The following is a 19,698-nucleotide window of genomic DNA, read 5'->3' on the forward strand; positions in this document are numbered from 1 at the left end:
CAAAAAACATGAGACAACTTAAAATCACCAAGCAGGTAACCAATCGTGAAACTGCATCGTTAGACAAATACCTACAAGAAATTGGAAAAGTTGACCTAATTACCGCTGATGAAGAGGTAGAATTAGCACAAAGAATTAAAGCGGGTGATCAAAGAGCTTTAGAAAAATTAACAAAAGCCAACCTACGTTTCGTTGTATCGGTTGCTAAACAATATCAAAATCAAGGATTAACTCTTCCGGATTTAATTAATGAAGGAAACTTAGGTTTAATTAAAGCGGCTCAACGTTTTGATGAAACTCGTGGTTTCAAATTCATCTCTTACGCTGTATGGTGGATTCGTCAATCGATCCTTCAGGCTTTGGCTGAACAATCCCGTATTGTTCGTTTACCATTAAACAAAATTGGTTCTATCAATAAAATCAACAAGATGTACGCTTTATTAGAGCAATCTAACGAACGTCCGCCTTCAGCTGAAGAAATTGCAAAAGAACTTGACATGACAGTAAATGATGTAAAAGAGTCTATGAAAAACTCTGGCCGTCACTTATCTATGGATGCTCCACTTGTTGAGGGAGAAGATTCTAACCTTTATGACGTTTTACGTTCTGGAGAATCTCCAAACCCGGACAGAGAGTTGATTCACGAATCATTACGTACTGAAATCGAACGTTCATTAGAAACATTAACTCCTAGAGAGGCAGATGTTGTTCGTTTGTATTTTGGTCTTGGCGATCAGCACCCAATGACTTTAGAAGAAATTGGAGAAACTTTCGACTTAACTCGTGAGCGTGTTCGTCAGATTAAAGAAAAAGCAATCCGCAGATTAAAACATACTTCAAGAAGTAAAATCCTTAAAACTTACTTAGGATAATTAAAAAAATAAATCCAATATTTTTAAATTCCAAATTCCAATTATTGTATTGGGATTTGGAATTTATTACGAAAGTGCTTATATTGGACTTTAAAGCAAACAACAGTTTGATTGACTGTTCGTTTTTTGATTGATGATTGAAACTCCGGCTGATTACCGGAGTTTTTTATTGGCCTTAATTGAAAATTCATTTAACCGCAAAGTCAGCAAAGGTTTTTTATCTTTTGGGTCTTGTAAAAACATAAAGCTCGCAAAGCTTTGCGTTGATCCAACTTTGCGAACTTTGTAAATTCACCAAAACCTTCAGCATAAAACTTTGTGAACTTTGCGTAAATCTTTGCGGACTTTGCGGTTAAATTTCAATGTAAGTCATAAAAAATCTATCTTTGCAAAAAATAACACAACACACAACTACACAATGAAGAATACACTTATTGCTCCTTCTGTTCTTGCAGCTGATTTTGCCAATTTACAACGTGATATCGAAATGATCAATAACAGTCAGGCTGATTGGTTTCATATAGATATTATGGATGGTGTTTTCGTTCCGAATATTTCTTTTGGAATGCCGGTTTTAGAAGCAATTTCAAGACATGCTAAAAAAACAATCGATGTACATTTAATGATCGTTGATCCGGACAGATACATCAAAACTTTTGCAGATTTGGGCGCCAATATTCTGAGTGTTCATTACGAAGCTTGCACACACCTTCACAGAACTCTTCAGGCCATTAAAGCTGAAGGAATGAAAGCCGGAGTTGCGATCAATCCCCATACTAACATCGACTTACTAGAAGATGTTATAAACGATATTGACTTAGTTTGTATCATGAGTGTGAATCCTGGTTTTGGAGGACAATCCTTTATAGAAAACACCTATGATAAAGTAAAAAAACTAAAAGCTTTAATCACTCGCAAAAACGCTTCAACGATTATCGAAATTGACGGTGGCGTTACCAGTAAAAATGCAAAACAATTAGTAGAAGCCGGAGCTGATGTTTTAGTTGCAGGAAGCTTTGTTTTCAAGGCAGAGAATCCAACTCAGACGATTGCAGAATTAAAAGCATTGACAACTTTCTAAGTTTCAAAAGACATAAAAACTAAGCCGGAGAGAAATCTTCGGCTTTTTTATTAAATTAAACCTATCCTATCTTCGTAAGAAAATCAGCAAAATCATGGTTAACTCTATCTAAATCTTTTAAGTAGATTTTTTTTTTTGCCACGGACCGGGCGATAGCAAAAAAGCGAAGCAATTCATGAATTATTTTTTCACGCAGATTTAAAAAGATTAATACAGATAAGGGCAGAATTAATTTAATAAAAATCCAAAATTAAATTTGCTCTAATCTGCAAGATCTGCTCGAAAAAAGACCTTTACAATCCTTTAATCAATTCTGAAAAACCTTAGCTTTTCTATATCCGGTCAAGCTAATATTTCTGTGCTTTTTAAAAAATTTATTGAGATGGCTTTCGTCAGAAAAACCAAATTCATCTACAATTTCATTGATTCTCATATCACTGAAATTTAAGCGATGCTCTATTAATCGTATTTTATAATTAGAGACAAAAGACTGAATCGTTTCGCCACAATGATTTTTAAAATAGCTTCCCAAATAAGAATCTGAAATATCAAATTGTTCTGCTATAACAGACACTTTTAATCTTTGAGGACAGAAAATATTAGCCTGAATATAATTAATGATTTCGAGAACTCTTTTATCCGCACTTTCTTTTATTCCCGGTGGTTTTATTTTTGCTATGTTTCTTGCAGCAATTACAATTAACGCATTTACATAATGAATTATTAAATCCTCATCATAAATATCCTTGCTGTCTATAATACGAATTAATGATTCTGATATCGAGCTGACAAGAAATTCATCTTCTTTGCGCTTGAGAATACAACCCGACAAATGTGTTGCATAATGCAATAAACATTCAATATGATCAATACTTTTAGACCGGTATTCTTTTACATATTCACTATTAAGCTTGACCAGTAAAAACTCTGTTGTATTTGAAATATCAAAGGTGTGATAATCATTTGGCGTCAGCAGCATCAGGTTTCCCGTTTGATAAGAAATACAGTTACCATTAATATGAAGAAATCCATTTCCTGAAATAACATACACCAACTGAAAAAAGCTAAACTGCGAATTTACAATTGGACATTCGTCTACTTTTTTATAAAGTACTTCTACAGATTGGTGCATATTTTCTTTTCTCATCCAGCAAAGATACCTTTTTATAACAAAATTATACTGAAACAATACCTTTATGTCAGTTTAATTTTGCCAAACATAAAATAACATACCAATGAATCAAAAAATTTCCCCGGCCAAAAACACGATTGCCTTAATTGCCATTTGTCTGGCCACATTAATGTTTTCTCTCGAAATCTCCAGTGTTCCCGTAATACTTCCCACACTGGAAAAGGTTTTAAACGCAAATCTACGAGACATGCAATGGATTATGAATATTTATACTATTGGCTGTACCACAATTTTAATGGCCGCCGGAACTCTTGCCGATCGATACGGAAGAAAACGCATTCTCATGATCACTTTAATTTTATTTGGTGTATCATCTTTAATCTGCGGTTTGGCTCAAAATGTAACGCTATTGGTTATCAGCCGATTTTTTCAGGGAGTAAGTGGCGGAGCGATGTTAATTTGTCAGGTCGCTACTTTATCACATCAGTTTCAGGAAGGCAAGGAACGCAGTAGAGCGTTTAGCATCTGGGGAATTATTCTTGGAGTCGGATTGGGTTTCGGACCTATTATTGGCGGTTCGATAGTCGCCTTATTATCCTGGGAATGGGTATTTCTAATCCATTTTCCAATCGCTATTCTTGCTGCAGCTCTTGTGTACGGTTATGTAGACGAATCTAAAGATCCCAATGTTAAAAAAATTGATATTTGGGGCATGATCACATTATCGGCAGCAATTTTTGGCCTGATTTATTTTATAACACAGGGACCGGATCTGGGCTTTACAAATCCGATAGCTTTGGGCAGCATCATTATTTCAATAATAAGTTTTATTTTATTTGTATGGGTCGAAAAAACAAATCAATATCCGATGTTTGATTTTTCAGTATTTAAAATACGCAATTTTTCAGGTGCTGTTCTCGGTTCTATTGGAATGAATTTCAGCTTTTGGCCTTTTATCATTTATTTACCGATTTATTTTCAGTCTTATTTAGGATATGATGTAGTTTCAGTAGGACTTTCTTTGCTTGCGTATACTTTACCTACTTTGATTATTCCTCCATTTGCTGAATATTTCTCAGTCAGATATCGTTCCGGAATTGTAATTCCTTTTGGTCTTTTTATATTAGGATTAGGATTTATTGTGATGAGATACGGTATGGTTGCAGAAAATCCCAGCTGGATCACAATACTTCCCGGTTCTCTTTTGGCAGGTATCGGACTTGGTTTTACAAATACTCCGGTTACCAACACTACCACAGGTTCTGTTTCGAGTAATCGCGCAGGTATGGCGTCCGGTATCGATATGAGTGCAAGAATGATTACGCTCTCTATTAATATTGCGTTAATGGGCTTTATTCTGGTCGAAGGAATTTATTCTTATCTGAATGCTGCTTTTGCAGGGGCTATTAATACAACTGTTTTACAAAGTATTGCAGAAAAAGTGGCAGCAGGAAATTTTACGTCCATGAATCAGGATTTTCCTGAACTCAATGCCATAGACTCGTCCGGATCGATTTTACATGCCGCTCTCGCCAATGGTTTTGAAATGGTATTATTGTATGGCGGTATTGGCGTCTGGATTTTAGCCTTGCTGAGTTTTATATTATTTAACCCTGCAACAGCACAAAAAAGTTCACTCAAATAAAAGCAGCGCTATTCTAAAAATCCTTATTGCTTTTTAAGTTTTTTAAATTGGGAAAGAAATCAATTCCGGTCATTTTTTCTAAGGTTTCAATAGGAACTACAAAATCATAGAGCGACTTCTTACTGTCTTCGTTTGGAATCAAAAAAGCGATTGCTTTATGCTCTTTTCCGGTTTTAGTCAGGATGATTTTATAAAAATATTTAGGAACAGTTACTTTTTCTGTTCCTATTGTTTTATCTGAATCTTTCAGAATCCCGCCTGTTACGACATAAATATCATTGTATTTTTCTGCCCAATAGCGTGTTTTTTGCTCTAGTCTGTTCCAGATTCCGCTATTAAAATTATGGTCTTGCGGCGAAATATTTGAGGTATAAAATGTATCATTATAGGCATTTTGATCAAATTCCATATCACCGGCAGGACAAAGATGGCCTTTATCGTAGCCTGATTTTTTATAATTTCTCCAGTCTGCAGAACGTGTTGTTACCTTTGGATCTTCAATAAAATACGGACGTTTATAGTTCGCGCCTTTTAGATATTCTTTTTTTAATTCATAAGCAACCCATTCTGCCTGCTCAAATTTTTCATGATACGAAAGCGTATAATATTGATGTTTTACAATTTGCCTGGTTGTCGAAGTTGGCAGATAAGCGTAGGTATATAATGAATCTGTACTATTCTGGCCGGAAACAAAACCAGATTCCTGATCCTGAACCACAGCTTCATCAACTGTTTCTTTTTTGCATGACAATAATGCAAAAACCATTATACCTAAAACAATATAAAACTTCATTTATCCGTATTTAATTTTGAGTTAAACTTACAAAAAAAACGCTCCAAAAAGCAGTACTTTTTGAAGCGTTTTCTAACAAATTAATTCTTTAAAGAATTAGGATTTTACTAATTTATCCTTTTTCATTTTAGGAGAAACTGATCCTTTTACTACACCGCCTTTAGATTGCAAATCATCTAAAACATTCAATGCTTCTTCCACATAAACATCTTTAGACAGTGCCTGATGCCAGGCATCTCTTTTTTCTTTTAGGCTCGCGTCACCTTTCATTTCAAGTTCTTCGTATGGTAAAGATTTAAAAACCAAATCATTTTTATAATCTGAAATTGGTTTGTATTTTTTACCCTCGTTTTCTACTTGTTCCTGTGTTGCTTTAAAACTATTAATATTTAAGCTGTAGGTGTTTTCTTTGTTTTTAACATCGATCCATTTTGCATTGTCTTCAATTAATTTAAATTGAGCATTTTGAGCGATTCTATTTTTACTGTTACTGATTGCTTTAGCAAAATTCTCGTTTGATTTCCAGGTGCTGTAATCTGCCGGATCAATTTTATCCCACGGCATAGCATTATCATTGTCACGCTCTCCCATTTTCAGGTAAGCATAACGATCTGGCATCACAACATCACTATGAACACCTTCTAGCTGAGTAGAACCTCCGTTGATTCTGTAAAACTTCTGTCCTGTAATTTTCAAAGCACCAAGATCACCGTAGTTTGCGTTACGAACAAATTGATTCAAATCAAGAACGTTTTGCACTGTTCCTTTTCCGTAGGTTTGTTTACTGCCAATGATAACCCCACGTTTGTAATCCTGAATTGCAGCAGCCAAAATCTCTGATGCCGAAGCTGAGAAACTGTTTACCATAATTACTAATGGTCCGTCCCACTCGATTTTTTTATCTTTATCGTATAAAACTTCTTTCTTTTTACCTGCAGATTTCACCTGAACAATTGGTCCGTCTTCAATAAACAAACCGGCAATATCAACGACTGTAGACAAAGATCCACCACCATCATCACGAACATCAAGTACAATACCGCTAATATCTTCTTTTTTCAGTCTTTCAACTTCAAGAGCGATATCTTTTCCGGCATCACGACCGTCTTTATTTTCAAAATCGATATAAAATTTAGGCAAATAAATCACCCCGTATTTCAATCCGTTTCTTTCTACAATACTAGATTTAGCATAAGTCTCTTCAATTTCAACTACATCTCTGATAATCGAAATTACTTTGATCGTTCCGTCTACTTTTTTAACTGTAAGTTTTACTTCAGTTCCTTTGTGACCTTTAATTTTTTTCACAACATCGTCTAAACGCATCCCTACAACATCTACAGGTTCATCGTTTCCCTGCCCTACTTTCAAAATCAAATCTCCTGATTCCAACTGTTTTCCTTTCCATGCTGGTCCGCCGGAAATTAACTCATCGATTTGCGTAAAATCATTTTTCTTAGTCAATCTCGCTCCGATACCTTCTAGTTTTCCACTGATATTTACATCAAAACGGTCTTTTTCTTCCGGTGCAAAATAACTTGTATGAGGATCAAAACGACTCATAATTGAGTTTACATATACAGAAAACCAATCTTCTTTATTCAGATCTTTAATCAGGCTAAAGTTATCATCTAAAGATTTCAGGGAACTATCGCGTGTTTCTTTTTCTAAAGTTTCAAAAGATTTCACTTTATAATTAGGATCCGTTTTCTTTTTATCTTCTTCTATTTTTTGCTTGGTTACAAGCGAAGAAAGTGTCGATAATTTGATTTGTTTTCTCCATCTTTCGTTGATTTCTGTTGCATTTTTTGCATAAGGCAATTTATCATAATCCGCATTGAAAGTTTCGTCAACATCATAGTTGAAAGGCTGTGCTAAAATAGTCTTATAGCGTTTTTTGCTTTCTTCCATACGTTTCATCAATCTTGTGTAAGTAAGATTGAAAAAAGTTAAATCCTTATTCAAAAACTGATCGTCTAACTGCAGCTCATATTGTTTGAATTCATCAATATCAGACTGCAAAAAGAATCTTTTTGAAGGATCTAATGCGTTCACATAATCTTTAAAAATTCCTTTAGAAAATTCGTCATTTATTTCTGCCGGGCTGTAATGCCCTTTTTCAATAACAAATGCCAGTAATTCTAAAAGTGTTTTATCTCTGTTCGGGTCCGGATCAACTGACTTATCTGCATTAATTTTAAAAGCAAATAAGGTTAAAGACAAGCATAATACGGCTATAAGTATTTTATAATTTCTTTTCATAAACTTAATAATAGCATTCATCAAATTTTTTAATCTAAGTTAACGGTAAAAATTGTGCCAACTTGCCAAGTTCGCTATAATTTTTTGTTAAAGATATAAAAATGTTTGATGCTCAAAAGTCTTCTTGAATTTAGTTTACAATTTTTACTTATTTGTTAGTATTCTACTAAAATCTGTTGTTACATTTGTTTTTATAAGTCTTAATTTTGACAAATCAGAATAAATATCACAGCATGAAAAATGAAAAACCCCTAATATTAGTAACCAATGATGACGGTATTTTAGCCCCCGGAATAAGAGCCTTAATCAGTGTCATGGAAACTATTGGAGAAGTAGTCGTAGTAGCCCCGGACAAACCTCAAAGCGCAATGGGACATGCCATTACCATAAACAATACTTTATTCCTTGACAAAATTTCGAAAGAAGAAGATCTCATCACTGAATACAGCTGCTCAGGAACTCCTGTTGATTGTGTGAAACTGGCAGTAAATGAAATTTTAAAAAGAAAACCTGACTTATGTGTTTCAGGAATTAATCATGGTACAAATTCATCTATAAATGTCATTTATTCCGGAACAATGAGTGCTGCTGTCGAGGCAGGAATAGAAGGAATTCAGGCCATTGGATTTTCTCTTTTGGACTTTGACTGGAATGCGGATTTTGAACCAATAAAATCTTTCGTAAAAAAAATCACTTTAGAAACGTTGAAAAATAAACTTCCACCGGGTGTTGTTCTGAACGTTAACTTTCCAAAATTAAAAGAAGAAGAGATTAAGGGAATCAAAATTTGTCGTCAGGCGAAAGCATATTATGCGCAGAAATTTGACAAACGCCAGACCCCGCACGGCAAAGATTATTACTGGCTGACAGGTAAATTTACCAACGAAGATCAAGGCGAAGATACCGACGAATGGGCTTTAGAAAACGGCTATATTTCTGTAGTTCCGGTGCAATTTGACTTGACAGCCCATCATTCGATGCAACAACTTAATACCTGGAACCTGAATGAATAAGAAGGAGATACTTATTGGTTTTATCATCGGGATTTTTACAGCATTGCTTGGCAGTTATTTATTCGTTGCTTTTTTTACCAAATTTGATATTTCTTCAGGAATTCACACCATAAAACAACAAGGATATTTGGGAAAAGTAATCACTATAGGAACGGTATTGGACCTTGCTGTATTTGGAATTTTACTCAAAAGAAACGAGGAACTTATGGCCAGAGGTGTCGTTCTTGCAGTGATCGTTCTGGCAATTTCTACTTTATTTATTTAAATCTTATCTTTGCTTTGCAAAAAAAATGTTGTGTTTGATTATTGAGGCACACTTTCAAGAAAATTTATATGAAATATTACATAATAGCTGGTGAAGCTTCGGGAGATCTGCATGGTTCAAATTTAATGAAAGCTTTGTATGAGGAGGATCCTCAGGCAGACATTAGATTTTGGGGAGGTGATTTAATGCAAAAAGCCGGGGGAACTTTAGTAAAACACTATCGTGAATTGGCCTTTATGGGTTTTATTGAGGTTATCTTTAATCTGAAAACCATTTTGAACAATATTAAGATTTGCAAAAAAGACATCTTAGAATTCCAACCTGATGTTTTGATTTTTATTGATTATCCGGGTTTTAATATGCGTATTGCAAAATGGGCAAAGGCTTTACATTATAAAACACATTATTATATTTCTCCTCAAATCTGGGCGTGGAAGGAAAACCGAATTAAAGCAATTAAACATGATGTCGATAAGATGTTTGTGATTTTGCCTTTTGAAAAAAGCTTTTACGAAGACAAACATCATTTTCCTGTAGATTTTGTTGGGCATCCGTTAATTGACGCCATTCAGAATCAGCCGCCTTTTGATGAAACTACTTTTAGAAAAGAAAACCAATTAGGCGAAAAACCCATTATTGCTGTTTTACCGGGAAGCCGAAAACAGGAAATTACAAAGATGCTGAGTGTGATGCTAAGTGTTGTGGATGATTTTCAGGATTATGAATTTGTAATTGCAGGAGCCCCTAGTCAGGACTTTGAGTTTTACCAGCAATTTATCAGCAATAAAAATATCGCATTTGTTTCGAATAAAACGTACGATTTATTGCGTTCTTCGACTGCGGCTTTGGTAACTTCAGGAACGGCAACTTTAGAAACTGCTCTTTTTAAAGTTCCGGAAGTAGTTTGTTATAAAGGAAGCTCAATCTCTTATCAGATCGCAAAACGTATTATTACACTGAAATACATTTCTCTGGTTAACCTGATCATGGATCAGGAAGTTGTGACTGAATTGATTCAGAGTGACTGCAATACAAAACGCATTAAAGAGGAATTACAAAAATTATTAGAGCCGGACTATCGCGAAAAACTGCTTAAGAATTATGATATTCTGGAACAAAAATTAGGCGGTGTTGGTGCAAGTAAAAAAACAGCTAAACTTATTGTAGCTGATTTAAAACAAGTTTAAAGATTTTCTGGTTTGAAAAAAATATACATTTTACTGCTTTTATCCATTCTTTTTGCTTCTTGTAAATCGACTTCAACTGCTGTAAGCAAAAGAGAGACGAAGAAGGAGAACAAATATGTGGTTAACAATCTGATCAGTAAAGCCACCGATAATATTGGTGTTCGCTACAAAGCCGGCGGCACAACAAGAAATGGCTACGATTGCTCCGGTCTGGTTTATACTACATTTGAGTCAGAGAACATCAAATTGCCGCGACCGTCTTATGAACAAGCAAAGGTTGGAAAAATAATCAAATTCAACGATGCTCAAAAAGGCGATTTAATATTCTTTAAAACCAACAGAAGCAGACAAATAAATCATGTTGGACTGATTGTAGAAGTCAATTCAGGCGAAATAAAATTTGTGCATTCCTCTACTTCAAAAGGAGTCATCATTTCTTCTACAAAAGAAGCTTATTATCAAAACTCATACGTGCAGATCAACCGCGTCATTGAATAGCTTGTCTTAAATAAAAATATAATTTTTTTCTTACAAGATATTTAATACTTTTAGGGAATGAAAGTATTCGATTTCCCTCTAACCAAAATTACAATTTGGTTTCTTATTGGTATTTTATTTTGTTACTACTGTGAGCCCTCTATTTATGTTGCCCTGCCAACATTTAGTATTGGCTTGATTGTTTTTGCTCTTTCTTATTTTACCAGTACAAGAAATAAAAATCTGATCCTGTTCTTTGGGGTCAGCACTTATTATATTTCTTTTTTCGTTGGTGTTCTCACCTTACTACTGCACACAAATTCGCTTCAGAAATCCAATTACATATATTGCAAAAAAGCATTTGAAACACCACAATTTATAACATTTACTTTACGCGAAAAGCTAAAAAGCAACTCTTACAGCGACCGTTTTACTGCCTTAATAAATACGATTAACCACCAGGCTTATTCCGGCAAAATAATTGTTAATATCCAAAAAGACAGTCTTAAAAATCCTATTATAGGAAACGTCATAAAAGTAAAAACTACTTTACAGCAAAATGCCTCAAACAAAAATCCAAACCAATTTGATTACGGTAAATATCTGGCTGACAAGCAAATTTATGCGCAGGTTTACGTGAACAAAACAGAAATTACCATCAATAAAAAACTAAAAAAAGATATTTGGTATTACTCTGGCCAGCTTCATTCCCGAATTGTCCGCAATCTAGAAAAAGCCAAATTCAATAAGGAAGAAATGAATGTGGCACTGGCTCTCATTCTGGGACAACAACAAGATATTTCGCAAGATATTATTCAGGATTATCAATATTCAGGTGCCACTCACATACTATCCGTTTCAGGGTTACACGTGGGATTTATTATGATTTTTATTAATTTTATTTTAAAACCAATTCCAAATACGCGAAAAGGCTCTTTAATAAAACTACTTTCTATTTTACTGGCTTTATCCACTTTTGCCATAATTTCAGGATTGTCTCCCTCTGTTTTACGTTCTGTGGTAATGTTTTCATTTCTGGCTATTGGAAACCATTTGCGCAGAAGCGGAAGTATTTACCATACGCTATTAGTTTCTGTACTGCTAATATTACTCTTTGAACCTTATTTTTTATTTGATGTTGGTTTTCAGCTCAGCTATCTTGCTTTGTTTTTTATTGTCTGGCTGCAGCCTGTATTAAAAAAAACATGGACTCCCAAAAACAAAATTAAAATATCAGTCTGGAACGCACTCACTGTTTCTTTTGCAGCACAAATAGGTACTTTGCCATTATGCCTGTATTATTTTCATCAATTTCCCGGTTTATTTTTTGTTACCAATATTATAATTATTCCGCTCTTATCGTTTATAATGATTGCCGGAATTATCGTAATGCTTATTGCAATTTATAGTTCTCCGCCACTATTATTAATCGAAATCTTCGAAAAAAGTATTTACCTATTAAACAAGACAATCCATATTGTAGCTTCGTTCGAATGGTTTGTTATACGGGATATCAGTTTTAATTCGTACTATCTGCTTACTTTTTATTTGGTAATTATTTCAGCGGTAATCTGGACTAAAAAACCAACTTACAACAAACTGGTATTCTTATTGGTCACAATAATTTCATTACAAATTTCTCTGATCTGCACAAAAAAAGAAATCGAAAATGGAAATGAACTCATTGTCTACAATACGAAGAAAAACACCTTGATTTCAGAAAGAAAAGGAAAATATATTACTGTTTTTACACCAGATACACTTTCTAAAAACAATGCGCTGAATTCTTATTTAGTTGGAAATTTCAGTAAAATAAAGTCAACTGAAAAAATTAAGAATACTTTATTTTATAACGGAAAAAAAATATTTATAATCGATAGCTCGGGAACTTACGAAAACAAAATTCAACCTGATATTTTGATCTTAACCCAATCTCCTAAACTAAACTTAGAACGTATTTTAGAGGATCTGCATCCGAAAATCATCATTGCTGATGCTTCAAATTCATACGCCATTCAGAAAATATGGAAAACGACCTGTCTCAAAAAAAACATCCCTTTTCACGCAACGAATGAAAAGGGTTTTTATAAACTAAACTAAGAATTAAAAGCTGTTATTTTACTCGCCATCCAATATTATTTTAGCATCTGAGATCCATTGTTTCGCACCTCCAACTTTATAATTGAGCAGGCCCAGTTTATCAATTCTTGGTATATTTTTTCGAATAAAAGCCTTAGCAAGACAAACTTGCGACAAATCTTCGATACCCAAAGCTTCTTTGAGTTTAACATTTTGCTCTTTCTCATCATCAGATATGGAGGAATCTGACAAATCAAGTTTTAAGAGAACAACATTCTTGCCTGACCAGTCTATAAAATCTGATGTTGCAAAAACTTCGTTCTGTATACTTTTGGAAATACCATTTGCAGTAAAAAAAATCAACAAGGGCTTTCTTTGTTCGTCACTCATTCTAATCGCATCATTCATATTTGTTTTCCAAACCACATTTTGTGAATGAAGTAAAAATGAAGCTAAAAAAAACAGCGGGGCAAGTAGTTTTCTTATCATATTGAAGCCTGGATGAATTGTATTTATTCGACTAATTTAACACAAATGATATTAAAAAATAATTATTTAAAACCAAAAACAACAAATAAAACACACAAATACAGATTACACAATTAAAAGCTCATTATTTAATAAAACGAGAAAAAACAACTATTAAAAATCACAAAGTACTGATTGACAAGAACAAAGTAAGTACAAAAAAATATCCCTTTTCGCCCGTAAGCAAAAAGGGAATCTACAAATTAAACTAAGAAACTTAATTTAAATTTACTGTTCACTTGGGTGTAAAATCGCATTTGATTCTGCTATCCAGGCTTTAGCACCACCCGGCTTGTAAGCAATTTTTCCTAAGGCACTAAATGTGGTTTTATTTTTTCTGACTGAAGCACTTGCAAAACAAACTTCCGGCAGGTCCTGAACACCAAATGCATTTTTTAATTTGACATTCTGGTCTTTATCACTTTGATCTGCATTAGGGTCTGACAGATCCAGCTTAACAAGCACTACATTGTCACGGGACCAAACGGCAAAATCGGGGGTTTTAAAAATTTCGTTTTGAAGGTTTTCCGGTACACCTGAGGCAGTGAATAAAATTAACATTGGTCTTCTTAATTCATTACTTATTGCAATGGCATCAGTCATGTTTGTTCTCCAGACTAAGTTTTGCGAATGCAGCAAAAATGAACCTAAAAAAAATAGTAGGATAAGTAATTTTTTAGTCATAGTATAATTGGTTTTTGGTTAGTACAGCATGACGAAATTAACATATTATTTTAATTTTCCAATTTTTATTAATACAAAAAATATATTATATGTTTTTTTTAATATAATAAAATATTAAAATCCTAAAATTGTTAAAAACATTGAATAACTTTTCTTACTAAACAAAAAAAGCTCCCTGTGAGAACACAGGGAGCTTTTGCAAAATATTGTATATACTATCTCTTTTAAGATTTTTTTGGATGAACAATTCCTTCAGCAACTGTTAACCAGGCAGATGGACCTCCGGCAACATAACCGGTCTGCCCTAATCCTTTAAAGTTAACTTTACCATCTTTTGCCTCAGCACTGGTAAAATAAACAGTAGGAAATCCCTGAATCCCGAAAGCTTGCTGCAATTCGTTATTCTGATTTTTAATTTCAGGTGTTTGCGGTGTTCTTCGAGGATAATCCAGCTCTACTAAAATAACATTGTCTTTAGCCCACTTAGTAAATTCCGGTGTTTTTAAAACTTCATTTTGCAAACGAATACACCATCCACACCAATCACTTCCGGTAAAAAACATCAACATTGGTTTTTGTTCTTTATTGCTTACAGTAATTGCCTCTCTTACATCTGTGTACCATTTTAATTCTTGCGCTTGTGTTGCAAATGCACCAACTAAAAACAATAGTATTAAGTATATCTTTTTCATGATCTCTTTAATTTTTGACAAATTTAAACAAAAAAAGAATTGCAAAATGTCGTCTATTTTACTTCTTGCATTAATTTTCTAATAATGGGAGAAATTGCCAATAAAATTACTCCCGCAACAAGTGAATAAATTGCCAGTTGATAATATCCTTCTGTATACGATTGTAATTTAGAAACTAAAGTATCCCCGGTATTTGACCTGGAAATCTCTGCTCCCAGTTTACCCGCAGCCAATTGCCCAAAAGCACTAGCCAGGAACCATAATCCCATCATCATACCAAAGAGTCTTTTTGGAGACAGTTTTGTAATAATAGACATTCCGATTGGCCCCAAACAAAGCTCACCAATAGTGGTTATTAAATAAGCAAAAGTAAACACATTCAATGAGGTAATTCCTTTAGAATCTGCAAAGAATTTGGTCAGATAGAAGATATAAAAAGAAGCTGCAAGGAATAAAAATCCAATCCCGAATTTTATCAAAGTATTAGGCTCAATTTTTCGTTTCCCTAACCATATCCATAATAAACCAATAAGCGGACTTAAAACCACTACAAAAAAAGTATTCGAACTGTTGTTGACAACATTTGGATCTATTGTAAAAAACAACAACTGGTCATTTAGATTGTCTTTTGCAAAAAGTGACAATGATCCGCCGCTTTGCTCGTAAATAGAATTGAACAAGAAATAGAAAAAGACAAACAGAAAAGCAGCGAAAAGCTTCTTTTGCATTTTGACATCCCCTAATTTAAACAATTCATATACAAAATACGCAACGGCAACTGTACCAATAGTATACATGAAATAATCTGTATATTTAGTATTCTTAACCATTATAAAAATAAAAGGCAAACTCAAAATCGAAAGTGCATATACTGCAATTTCACGAATTCTTCTTTTGTTGGCATCTAAGTGTAATAATGGAGAATCTCCAATTGGACCTAAATGTTTTTTAGTAAACAAAAAAGTAATTAAACCTAAAAACATTACAATTGCTGCTGATAAAAAGCACAATTGCCACGAATAGAATTTCCCTAAATAAACACACAAAGCACCACCAAAAAGTCCCCCCACGTTTATTCCGGCATAGAACATTCCGTAACCGGCATCTCTGCGCCCGTCGTTTTCGTGATACAATTCTCCTACCATAGAAGAAACATTTGGTTTGAAAAAACCGGTTCCGATAATCGAAAAAGCGATTCCGTAATAAAAGAAATCATGAGGCGCGACAGCAATCAAAAGATTCCCCAGAATCATAACGATCCCACCAAAAAACAATGATTTTTTGAATCCCAAAACCTTATCAGCGAAAATACCCCCGATAAAAGTAAAGGCATATACAAAAGCCTGAATAGCTCCGTATTGCTCGCTGGCATGATCTTCTTTTAGAAAAAGCTGATCTACCATAAAAATAACCAGAACACCACGCATTCCATAAAAACAAAAACGCTCCCACATTTCAACAAAAAACAAATACCACAATTGTTTTGGGTAATTGCCTTTAAAATTTTGAATCTCCTCTAAAGTGATCTTCTGCTCCATTTATGTATAAATAATTAATTAATTCCTTTTTCTTTCATCACTTTGTTAAGCTGTTTCACCAAACCAAACATCAGTACGGTTGCAAACATCAACAATGCAAAATTCACCCAAAAAAAGTTAGCCTTATTATCGTATGTATCCCACATACTAGCCAAAACCCCGCTCAGCTTATTCCCTATCGAAGTCGATAAAAACCAGCCTCCCATCATTAAGGAAGTGATATTGACCGGACTTAACTTGGAGACGACTGATAATCCCATTGGGCTCAAAAATAACTCTCCTATTGTTATGATACCATAATTTGCTACCAGCCACCAAGCACTCACCTTTTCTGCCCCATCGTTACCAATTTGTACAGCGGCTACCATAACCAAAACAGACAACGCCGAAATTAACAAACCAAAAGCAATTTTCGTAGGTGTTGACGGTTCTTTTTTTCTGGATCGCAAAAATGAGAAAAAAGCAACAATCAACGGTGTTAATATAATTACCCAGGCCGGGTTAATAGACTGACTCAAATTGGTGGCCCAAAGATGCACCTTGGCTCCTTCTTCCGGTAATTTTTCCGGAGCAACATTTCTAAAATACAAAGGATAATTGACTTCTGTCTCTACAACTCCGTTTGATTTTTGCAAACGAAACTGATGATCATAAACCTCAGTAGATACCTTTTTATACTCGACTTCTTTTGCTAATTTCAATTTACCCACGATCTGACCGGCTGTTCCGGTCACTTCTCTGTCAGTATAGCGATCAGCCCAGGTCGTAAGCGCAGAACCGTTAAGTTTAAATACTGCCCAAAATAAAATTACTACTCCAAAAATAGCCAGTAAAGCACCTATTGGCCGCTTATCTTCTGTTTTAGCTTTAAAATAAAGTGATCCATAAAAGAACACTATCGGAATACAGGCAAAAATAAAGGCATCGGTACTATCAGAACCAAAGATATAACTGTCTAAATTAGTTTCCGAAGCAACTCCTTTTATCAACCAGCCAATTGCCCCAAAAATAAAAGACGGAAGCAAAATAAACAGGATAATTTTATAAAATGGCATATCGCCTTCCTGCACTCCTTTTTTCTGATCGAATCCGACATAGTGTTTTGTACCTAACAAAAACACAATAACCCCTATGAACATACCGACACCCGCGGCCATAAAAGCCCAATGCCATCCTAAAAGAATCTGTAGTGCGGCACCAAAGAAATTGCAGATAAAAGCCCCAACATTAATTCCCATATAGAAAATATTGTAGCCTTCGTCCTTTTTATCTTTATACTTTTCTTCAGAATAAAAACTTCCTAATAAGGTAGAAATATTGGGTTTAAAAAAACCATTTCCTATAATCACCAATGTCATGGCGATATAAAGTACCGTTATATCGTGCACTCCCATTAAGAAGTAACCAATACCCATTAAAATTCCGCCAAAAACAATAGATTTTCTGTAGCCCAAATACCTGTCAGCAACGAGTCCGCCAATAAAAGGGGTCAGAAAAACCAGCGCTATAAAAGTTCCGTATAAATCAGAAGCTTCTTTCTCTGTCATTGCAAAACCATCCTTTACATCTTTAAGATATAAAGTAAAAATTCCGATCATTAAATAGTAACCAAAACGCTCCCACATTTCAGATAAAAACAAATAAGGCAGTGCTTTTGGGTGTTTTTTCCACATAATTATAAACTCTTTTAAAATTAAAATTACCTATAAGTCTAAACCTATAGGTAATTTTTGATATATCATTATTACTATTTATCGAACACCGTGCATCATTTTTTTCAGGAATGGAGTCAAAGCAAATAATACAATTGCTGCAATACCTGTAAGGACAACAAATACCATAAAAAACTCATATAAATTGTGAATTTCGAATCCGGCAAAAAAGTGATTGTGAGCACTAATCTGATGTTGGTCTAACAAAGCTAATTGCTCTGCAGTTGGCACCACTTTATTATCTAAAACTGCCTGAAGATCTATTCCTAATTCTTTTGCTTTTGCAAATTTTTCACCAGTTGCCGGCAAGATAGAACCTAAAGTTCCTCCTAAAGCATAACCTGATGCATTCGACAAGAAGAATACACCATATAATAACGAAGAAAAACGTTTTGGAGAAAGCTTACCTACTAATGACAAACCAATTGGCGACAAACACAGCTCTGCACATGTATTTAGGAAATACAATAAAATAAGCCATTTTACCAATAACAATCCTGAAGTTCCGATATACGAAACCTGAGTAGCAATCATAAAGAAACTAATAGAAATCACTACTAAACCCACGGCTAATTTTACCGGAGAAATAGGCTCTTTATCTTTCGCTCTCAAAGTATCCCAAAGCATACTGAAAGGCACAGCAAGAATAACTACAAATAATCCATTAAAAATCTGAACCATTGACGGCGGCATTAACCAGCCAAAGAAATTCCTGTCAGTTTGATTGTCTGCTATAAAAGTTAACGACGAACCTGCTTGTTCAAAGGCTGCCCAGAAGAAAATAATAAAGAACGAAACTATGTAAATTACAATAATTCTGTCTCTTTCAATTTTAGTCAAAGAAGTATCAGAAATAATTAATCCTGCTAATGACAAACCACTGGAGTAAATCAATGTATAAATTAGGTTCTGACCTACAACATAATGAAAAAAGAATCCTAAAGCGATAAATGCAATTCCTGCAATCGTCAAGGCTTTATTAGAAAAATTTGCTTTTTGTGCTTCCCCTTCTTCGAAATCCGAAGCATCGTTTTTAGAAGGCAAGCCTCCTAATGGTTTTCCTTCAGGAGAAACCACATATTTATTTTTCAGGAAGTAAAAAAGAATAGTTCCTAAAAACATTGCAGCAGAAGCCGCCATGAATCCCCATCTAAAAGCGTGGATATCTCTAATTCCGCCACCATCTTTTACATCTCCTAATAAAGGACAGATTGACTGACCTAAAAAAGCTCCGATGTTAATTCCCATATAGAAAATAGTGAAGGCACTATCTAATTTTGTTTTTTCCTGTTTAGGATACAAACTCCCCACCATACTTGAAATGTTTGGTTTGAAGAATCCGTTACCAAAAACAATAACCCCTAATGCAGAGTACATAATGATTTTTGCCAAAGGCAGATTTGCTTCAAAAACACTTCCACTGGTAAACAATAACAATTGTCCTATTGCCATCAACAATCCGCCTAATAAAATACAGTTTCTGTTACCAAGAAAACGATCGGCTACAAAACCTCCCAACATTGGTGTCAGGTAACAAAGTCCAAGGAAACCTCCATAAATTAAAGACGCTTCTTCTTCTTTCATCATTAATGAATTCACAAGAAATAAAGTTAATAAAGCTCGCATTCCATAGAAATTGAATCGCTCCCACATCTCTGTTCCAAACAATACCCAAAGCCCTTTTGGATGCGCAGTTTTTACTTGAGTTTCTCCCATTTTATTCATTATTTGTTTAAGG

At 34.4% G+C, this 19,698-nt stretch carries 17 protein-coding genes; 8 read left to right on the top strand and 9 right to left on the bottom strand.

The window, feature by feature from the left end; genetic code table 11:
* Positions 1-8 precede the first annotated feature (8 nt).
* Both B0A67_RS17180 and rpe read left to right on the top strand, forming a co-directional pair.
* Positions 9-872: a sigma-70 family RNA polymerase sigma factor gene (locus B0A67_RS17180; protein WP_007804760.1), complete on the top strand. Its 864-nt coding sequence runs from the start codon at positions 9-11 to the stop codon at positions 870-872.
* Between the two features lie 418 nt (positions 873-1,290).
* Positions 1,291-1,953 carry a ribulose-phosphate 3-epimerase gene (gene rpe / locus B0A67_RS17185; RefSeq protein ID WP_072954891.1) on the top strand — a complete coding sequence of 221 codons (663 nt, stop codon included), beginning with the start codon at positions 1,291-1,293 and terminating at the stop codon, positions 1,951-1,953.
* A 307-nt stretch (positions 1,954-2,260) separates the two neighbouring features.
* Here rpe and B0A67_RS17190 read toward each other — a convergent pair whose 3' ends face one another.
* The gene (locus tag B0A67_RS17190; RefSeq protein ID WP_072954894.1) at positions 2,261-3,100 is read right to left on the bottom strand and encodes an AraC family transcriptional regulator; all 840 of its coding nucleotides are present in this window, start codon (positions 3,098-3,100) and stop codon (positions 2,261-2,263) included.
* A gap of 88 nt (positions 3,101-3,188) precedes the next feature.
* Between B0A67_RS17190 and B0A67_RS17195 the strand changes: the two genes are divergently transcribed.
* Positions 3,189-4,730, top strand: a complete 1,542-nt coding sequence (locus B0A67_RS17195) for an MFS transporter (RefSeq protein ID WP_072954896.1) — start codon at positions 3,189-3,191, stop codon at positions 4,728-4,730.
* Positions 4,731-4,743: 13 nt separating this feature from the next.
* Here B0A67_RS17195 and B0A67_RS17200 read toward each other — a convergent pair whose 3' ends face one another.
* Both B0A67_RS17200 and B0A67_RS17205 read right to left on the bottom strand, forming a co-directional pair.
* The gene (locus B0A67_RS17200) at positions 4,744-5,523 is read right to left on the bottom strand and encodes a DNA/RNA non-specific endonuclease (protein ID WP_072954900.1); all 780 of its coding nucleotides are present in this window, start codon (positions 5,521-5,523) and stop codon (positions 4,744-4,746) included.
* A 96-nt stretch (positions 5,524-5,619) separates the two neighbouring features.
* Positions 5,620-7,806: a carboxy terminal-processing peptidase gene (locus B0A67_RS17205; RefSeq protein WP_072954902.1), complete on the bottom strand. Its 2,187-nt coding sequence runs from the start codon at positions 7,804-7,806 to the stop codon at positions 5,620-5,622.
* Positions 7,807-8,018: 212 nt separating this feature from the next.
* On the opposite strand from B0A67_RS17205, the gene surE reads away from it, so the two are divergent.
* The 5 genes from surE (at position 8,019) to B0A67_RS17230 (ending at position 12,827) form a co-directional block, all read left to right on the top strand.
* Positions 8,019-8,798, top strand: coding sequence for a 5'/3'-nucleotidase SurE (surE, locus tag B0A67_RS17210; protein WP_072954906.1), 780 nt, complete (start codon positions 8,019-8,021; stop codon positions 8,796-8,798).
* On the top strand, positions 8,791-9,063 hold the full coding sequence (locus B0A67_RS17215; protein WP_072954910.1) for a hypothetical protein: 273 nt from the start codon (positions 8,791-8,793) through the stop codon (positions 9,061-9,063). The genes surE and B0A67_RS17215 overlap by 8 nt, the downstream gene beginning before the upstream one ends.
* A gap of 68 nt (positions 9,064-9,131) precedes the next feature.
* Positions 9,132-10,250 (top strand): lipid-A-disaccharide synthase, encoded by a 1,119-nt coding sequence (lpxB, locus tag B0A67_RS17220; RefSeq protein ID WP_072954914.1) that lies wholly within the window; start codon positions 9,132-9,134, stop codon positions 10,248-10,250.
* Positions 10,251-10,262: 12 nt separating this feature from the next.
* Positions 10,263-10,748, top strand: coding sequence for a C40 family peptidase (locus B0A67_RS17225; RefSeq protein ID WP_072954917.1), 486 nt, complete (start codon positions 10,263-10,265; stop codon positions 10,746-10,748).
* A gap of 57 nt (positions 10,749-10,805) precedes the next feature.
* Positions 10,806-12,827 carry a ComEC/Rec2 family competence protein gene (locus tag B0A67_RS17230; protein ID WP_072954920.1) on the top strand — a complete coding sequence of 674 codons (2,022 nt, stop codon included), beginning with the start codon at positions 10,806-10,808 and terminating at the stop codon, positions 12,825-12,827.
* A gap of 18 nt (positions 12,828-12,845) precedes the next feature.
* Here the strand turns inward: B0A67_RS17230 and B0A67_RS17235 are convergent, their stop codons facing one another.
* The 6 genes from B0A67_RS17235 to B0A67_RS17260 form a co-directional block, all read right to left on the bottom strand.
* On the bottom strand, positions 12,846-13,295 hold the full coding sequence (locus B0A67_RS17235; protein ID WP_072954923.1) for a hypothetical protein: 450 nt from the start codon (positions 13,293-13,295) through the stop codon (positions 12,846-12,848).
* Positions 13,296-13,562: 267 nt separating this feature from the next.
* Complete coding sequence (locus tag B0A67_RS17240) at positions 13,563-14,018, bottom strand: hypothetical protein (protein ID WP_072954927.1); 456 nt, start codon at positions 14,016-14,018, stop codon at positions 13,563-13,565.
* Between the two features lie 224 nt (positions 14,019-14,242).
* Entirely contained in the window at positions 14,243-14,710 is a 468-nt protein-coding gene (locus B0A67_RS17245; RefSeq protein WP_072955564.1) for a thioredoxin family protein, read from the bottom strand.
* A 53-nt stretch (positions 14,711-14,763) separates the two neighbouring features.
* Positions 14,764-16,248: a peptide MFS transporter gene (locus B0A67_RS17250; protein ID WP_072954930.1), complete on the bottom strand. Its 1,485-nt coding sequence runs from the start codon at positions 16,246-16,248 to the stop codon at positions 14,764-14,766.
* Positions 16,249-16,262: 14 nt separating this feature from the next.
* Positions 16,263-17,921: a peptide MFS transporter gene (locus B0A67_RS17255; protein ID WP_072954933.1), complete on the bottom strand. Its 1,659-nt coding sequence runs from the start codon at positions 17,919-17,921 to the stop codon at positions 16,263-16,265.
* A 78-nt stretch (positions 17,922-17,999) separates the two neighbouring features.
* Positions 18,000-19,676: a peptide MFS transporter gene (locus tag B0A67_RS17260; protein WP_072955568.1), complete on the bottom strand. Its 1,677-nt coding sequence runs from the start codon at positions 19,674-19,676 to the stop codon at positions 18,000-18,002.
* Positions 19,677-19,698 lie beyond the last annotated feature (22 nt).

This window comes from Flavobacterium aquidurense (assembly GCF_002217195.1).
GTDB classification, from domain to species: Bacteria; Bacteroidota; Bacteroidia; order Flavobacteriales; family Flavobacteriaceae; genus Flavobacterium; species Flavobacterium frigidimaris.

Coding starts and splice junctions, on each gene's coding strand:
- B0A67_RS17245 (WP_072955564.1), bottom strand. CDS start 14,710: ATGAAAAAGATATACTTAATACTATTGTTTTTAGTTGGTGCATTTGCA.
- B0A67_RS17240 (WP_072954927.1), bottom strand. CDS start 14,018: ATGACTAAAAAATTACTTATCCTACTATTTTTTTTAGGTTCATTTTTG.
- B0A67_RS17215 (WP_072954910.1), top strand. CDS start 8,791: ATGAATAAGAAGGAGATACTTATTGGTTTTATCATCGGGATTTTTACA.
- lpxB (WP_072954914.1), top strand. CDS start 9,132: ATGAAATATTACATAATAGCTGGTGAAGCTTCGGGAGATCTGCATGGT.
- B0A67_RS17180 (WP_007804760.1), top strand. CDS start 9: ATGAGACAACTTAAAATCACCAAGCAGGTAACCAATCGTGAAACTGCA.
- B0A67_RS17190 (WP_072954894.1), bottom strand. CDS start 3,100: ATGAGAAAAGAAAATATGCACCAATCTGTAGAAGTACTTTATAAAAAA.
- B0A67_RS17260 (WP_072955568.1), bottom strand. CDS start 19,676: ATGGGAGAAACTCAAGTAAAAACTGCGCATCCAAAAGGGCTTTGGGTA.
- B0A67_RS17230 (WP_072954920.1), top strand. CDS start 10,806: ATGAAAGTATTCGATTTCCCTCTAACCAAAATTACAATTTGGTTTCTT.
- B0A67_RS17205 (WP_072954902.1), bottom strand. CDS start 7,806: ATGAATGCTATTATTAAGTTTATGAAAAGAAATTATAAAATACTTATA.
- surE (WP_072954906.1), top strand. CDS start 8,019: ATGAAAAATGAAAAACCCCTAATATTAGTAACCAATGATGACGGTATT.
- B0A67_RS17235 (WP_072954923.1), bottom strand. CDS start 13,295: ATGATAAGAAAACTACTTGCCCCGCTGTTTTTTTTAGCTTCATTTTTA.
- rpe (WP_072954891.1), top strand. CDS start 1,291: ATGAAGAATACACTTATTGCTCCTTCTGTTCTTGCAGCTGATTTTGCC.
- B0A67_RS17200 (WP_072954900.1), bottom strand. CDS start 5,523: ATGAAGTTTTATATTGTTTTAGGTATAATGGTTTTTGCATTATTGTCA.
- B0A67_RS17255 (WP_072954933.1), bottom strand. CDS start 17,921: ATGTGGAAAAAACACCCAAAAGCACTGCCTTATTTGTTTTTATCTGAA.
- B0A67_RS17250 (WP_072954930.1), bottom strand. CDS start 16,248: ATGGAGCAGAAGATCACTTTAGAGGAGATTCAAAATTTTAAAGGCAAT.
- B0A67_RS17195 (WP_072954896.1), top strand. CDS start 3,189: ATGAATCAAAAAATTTCCCCGGCCAAAAACACGATTGCCTTAATTGCC.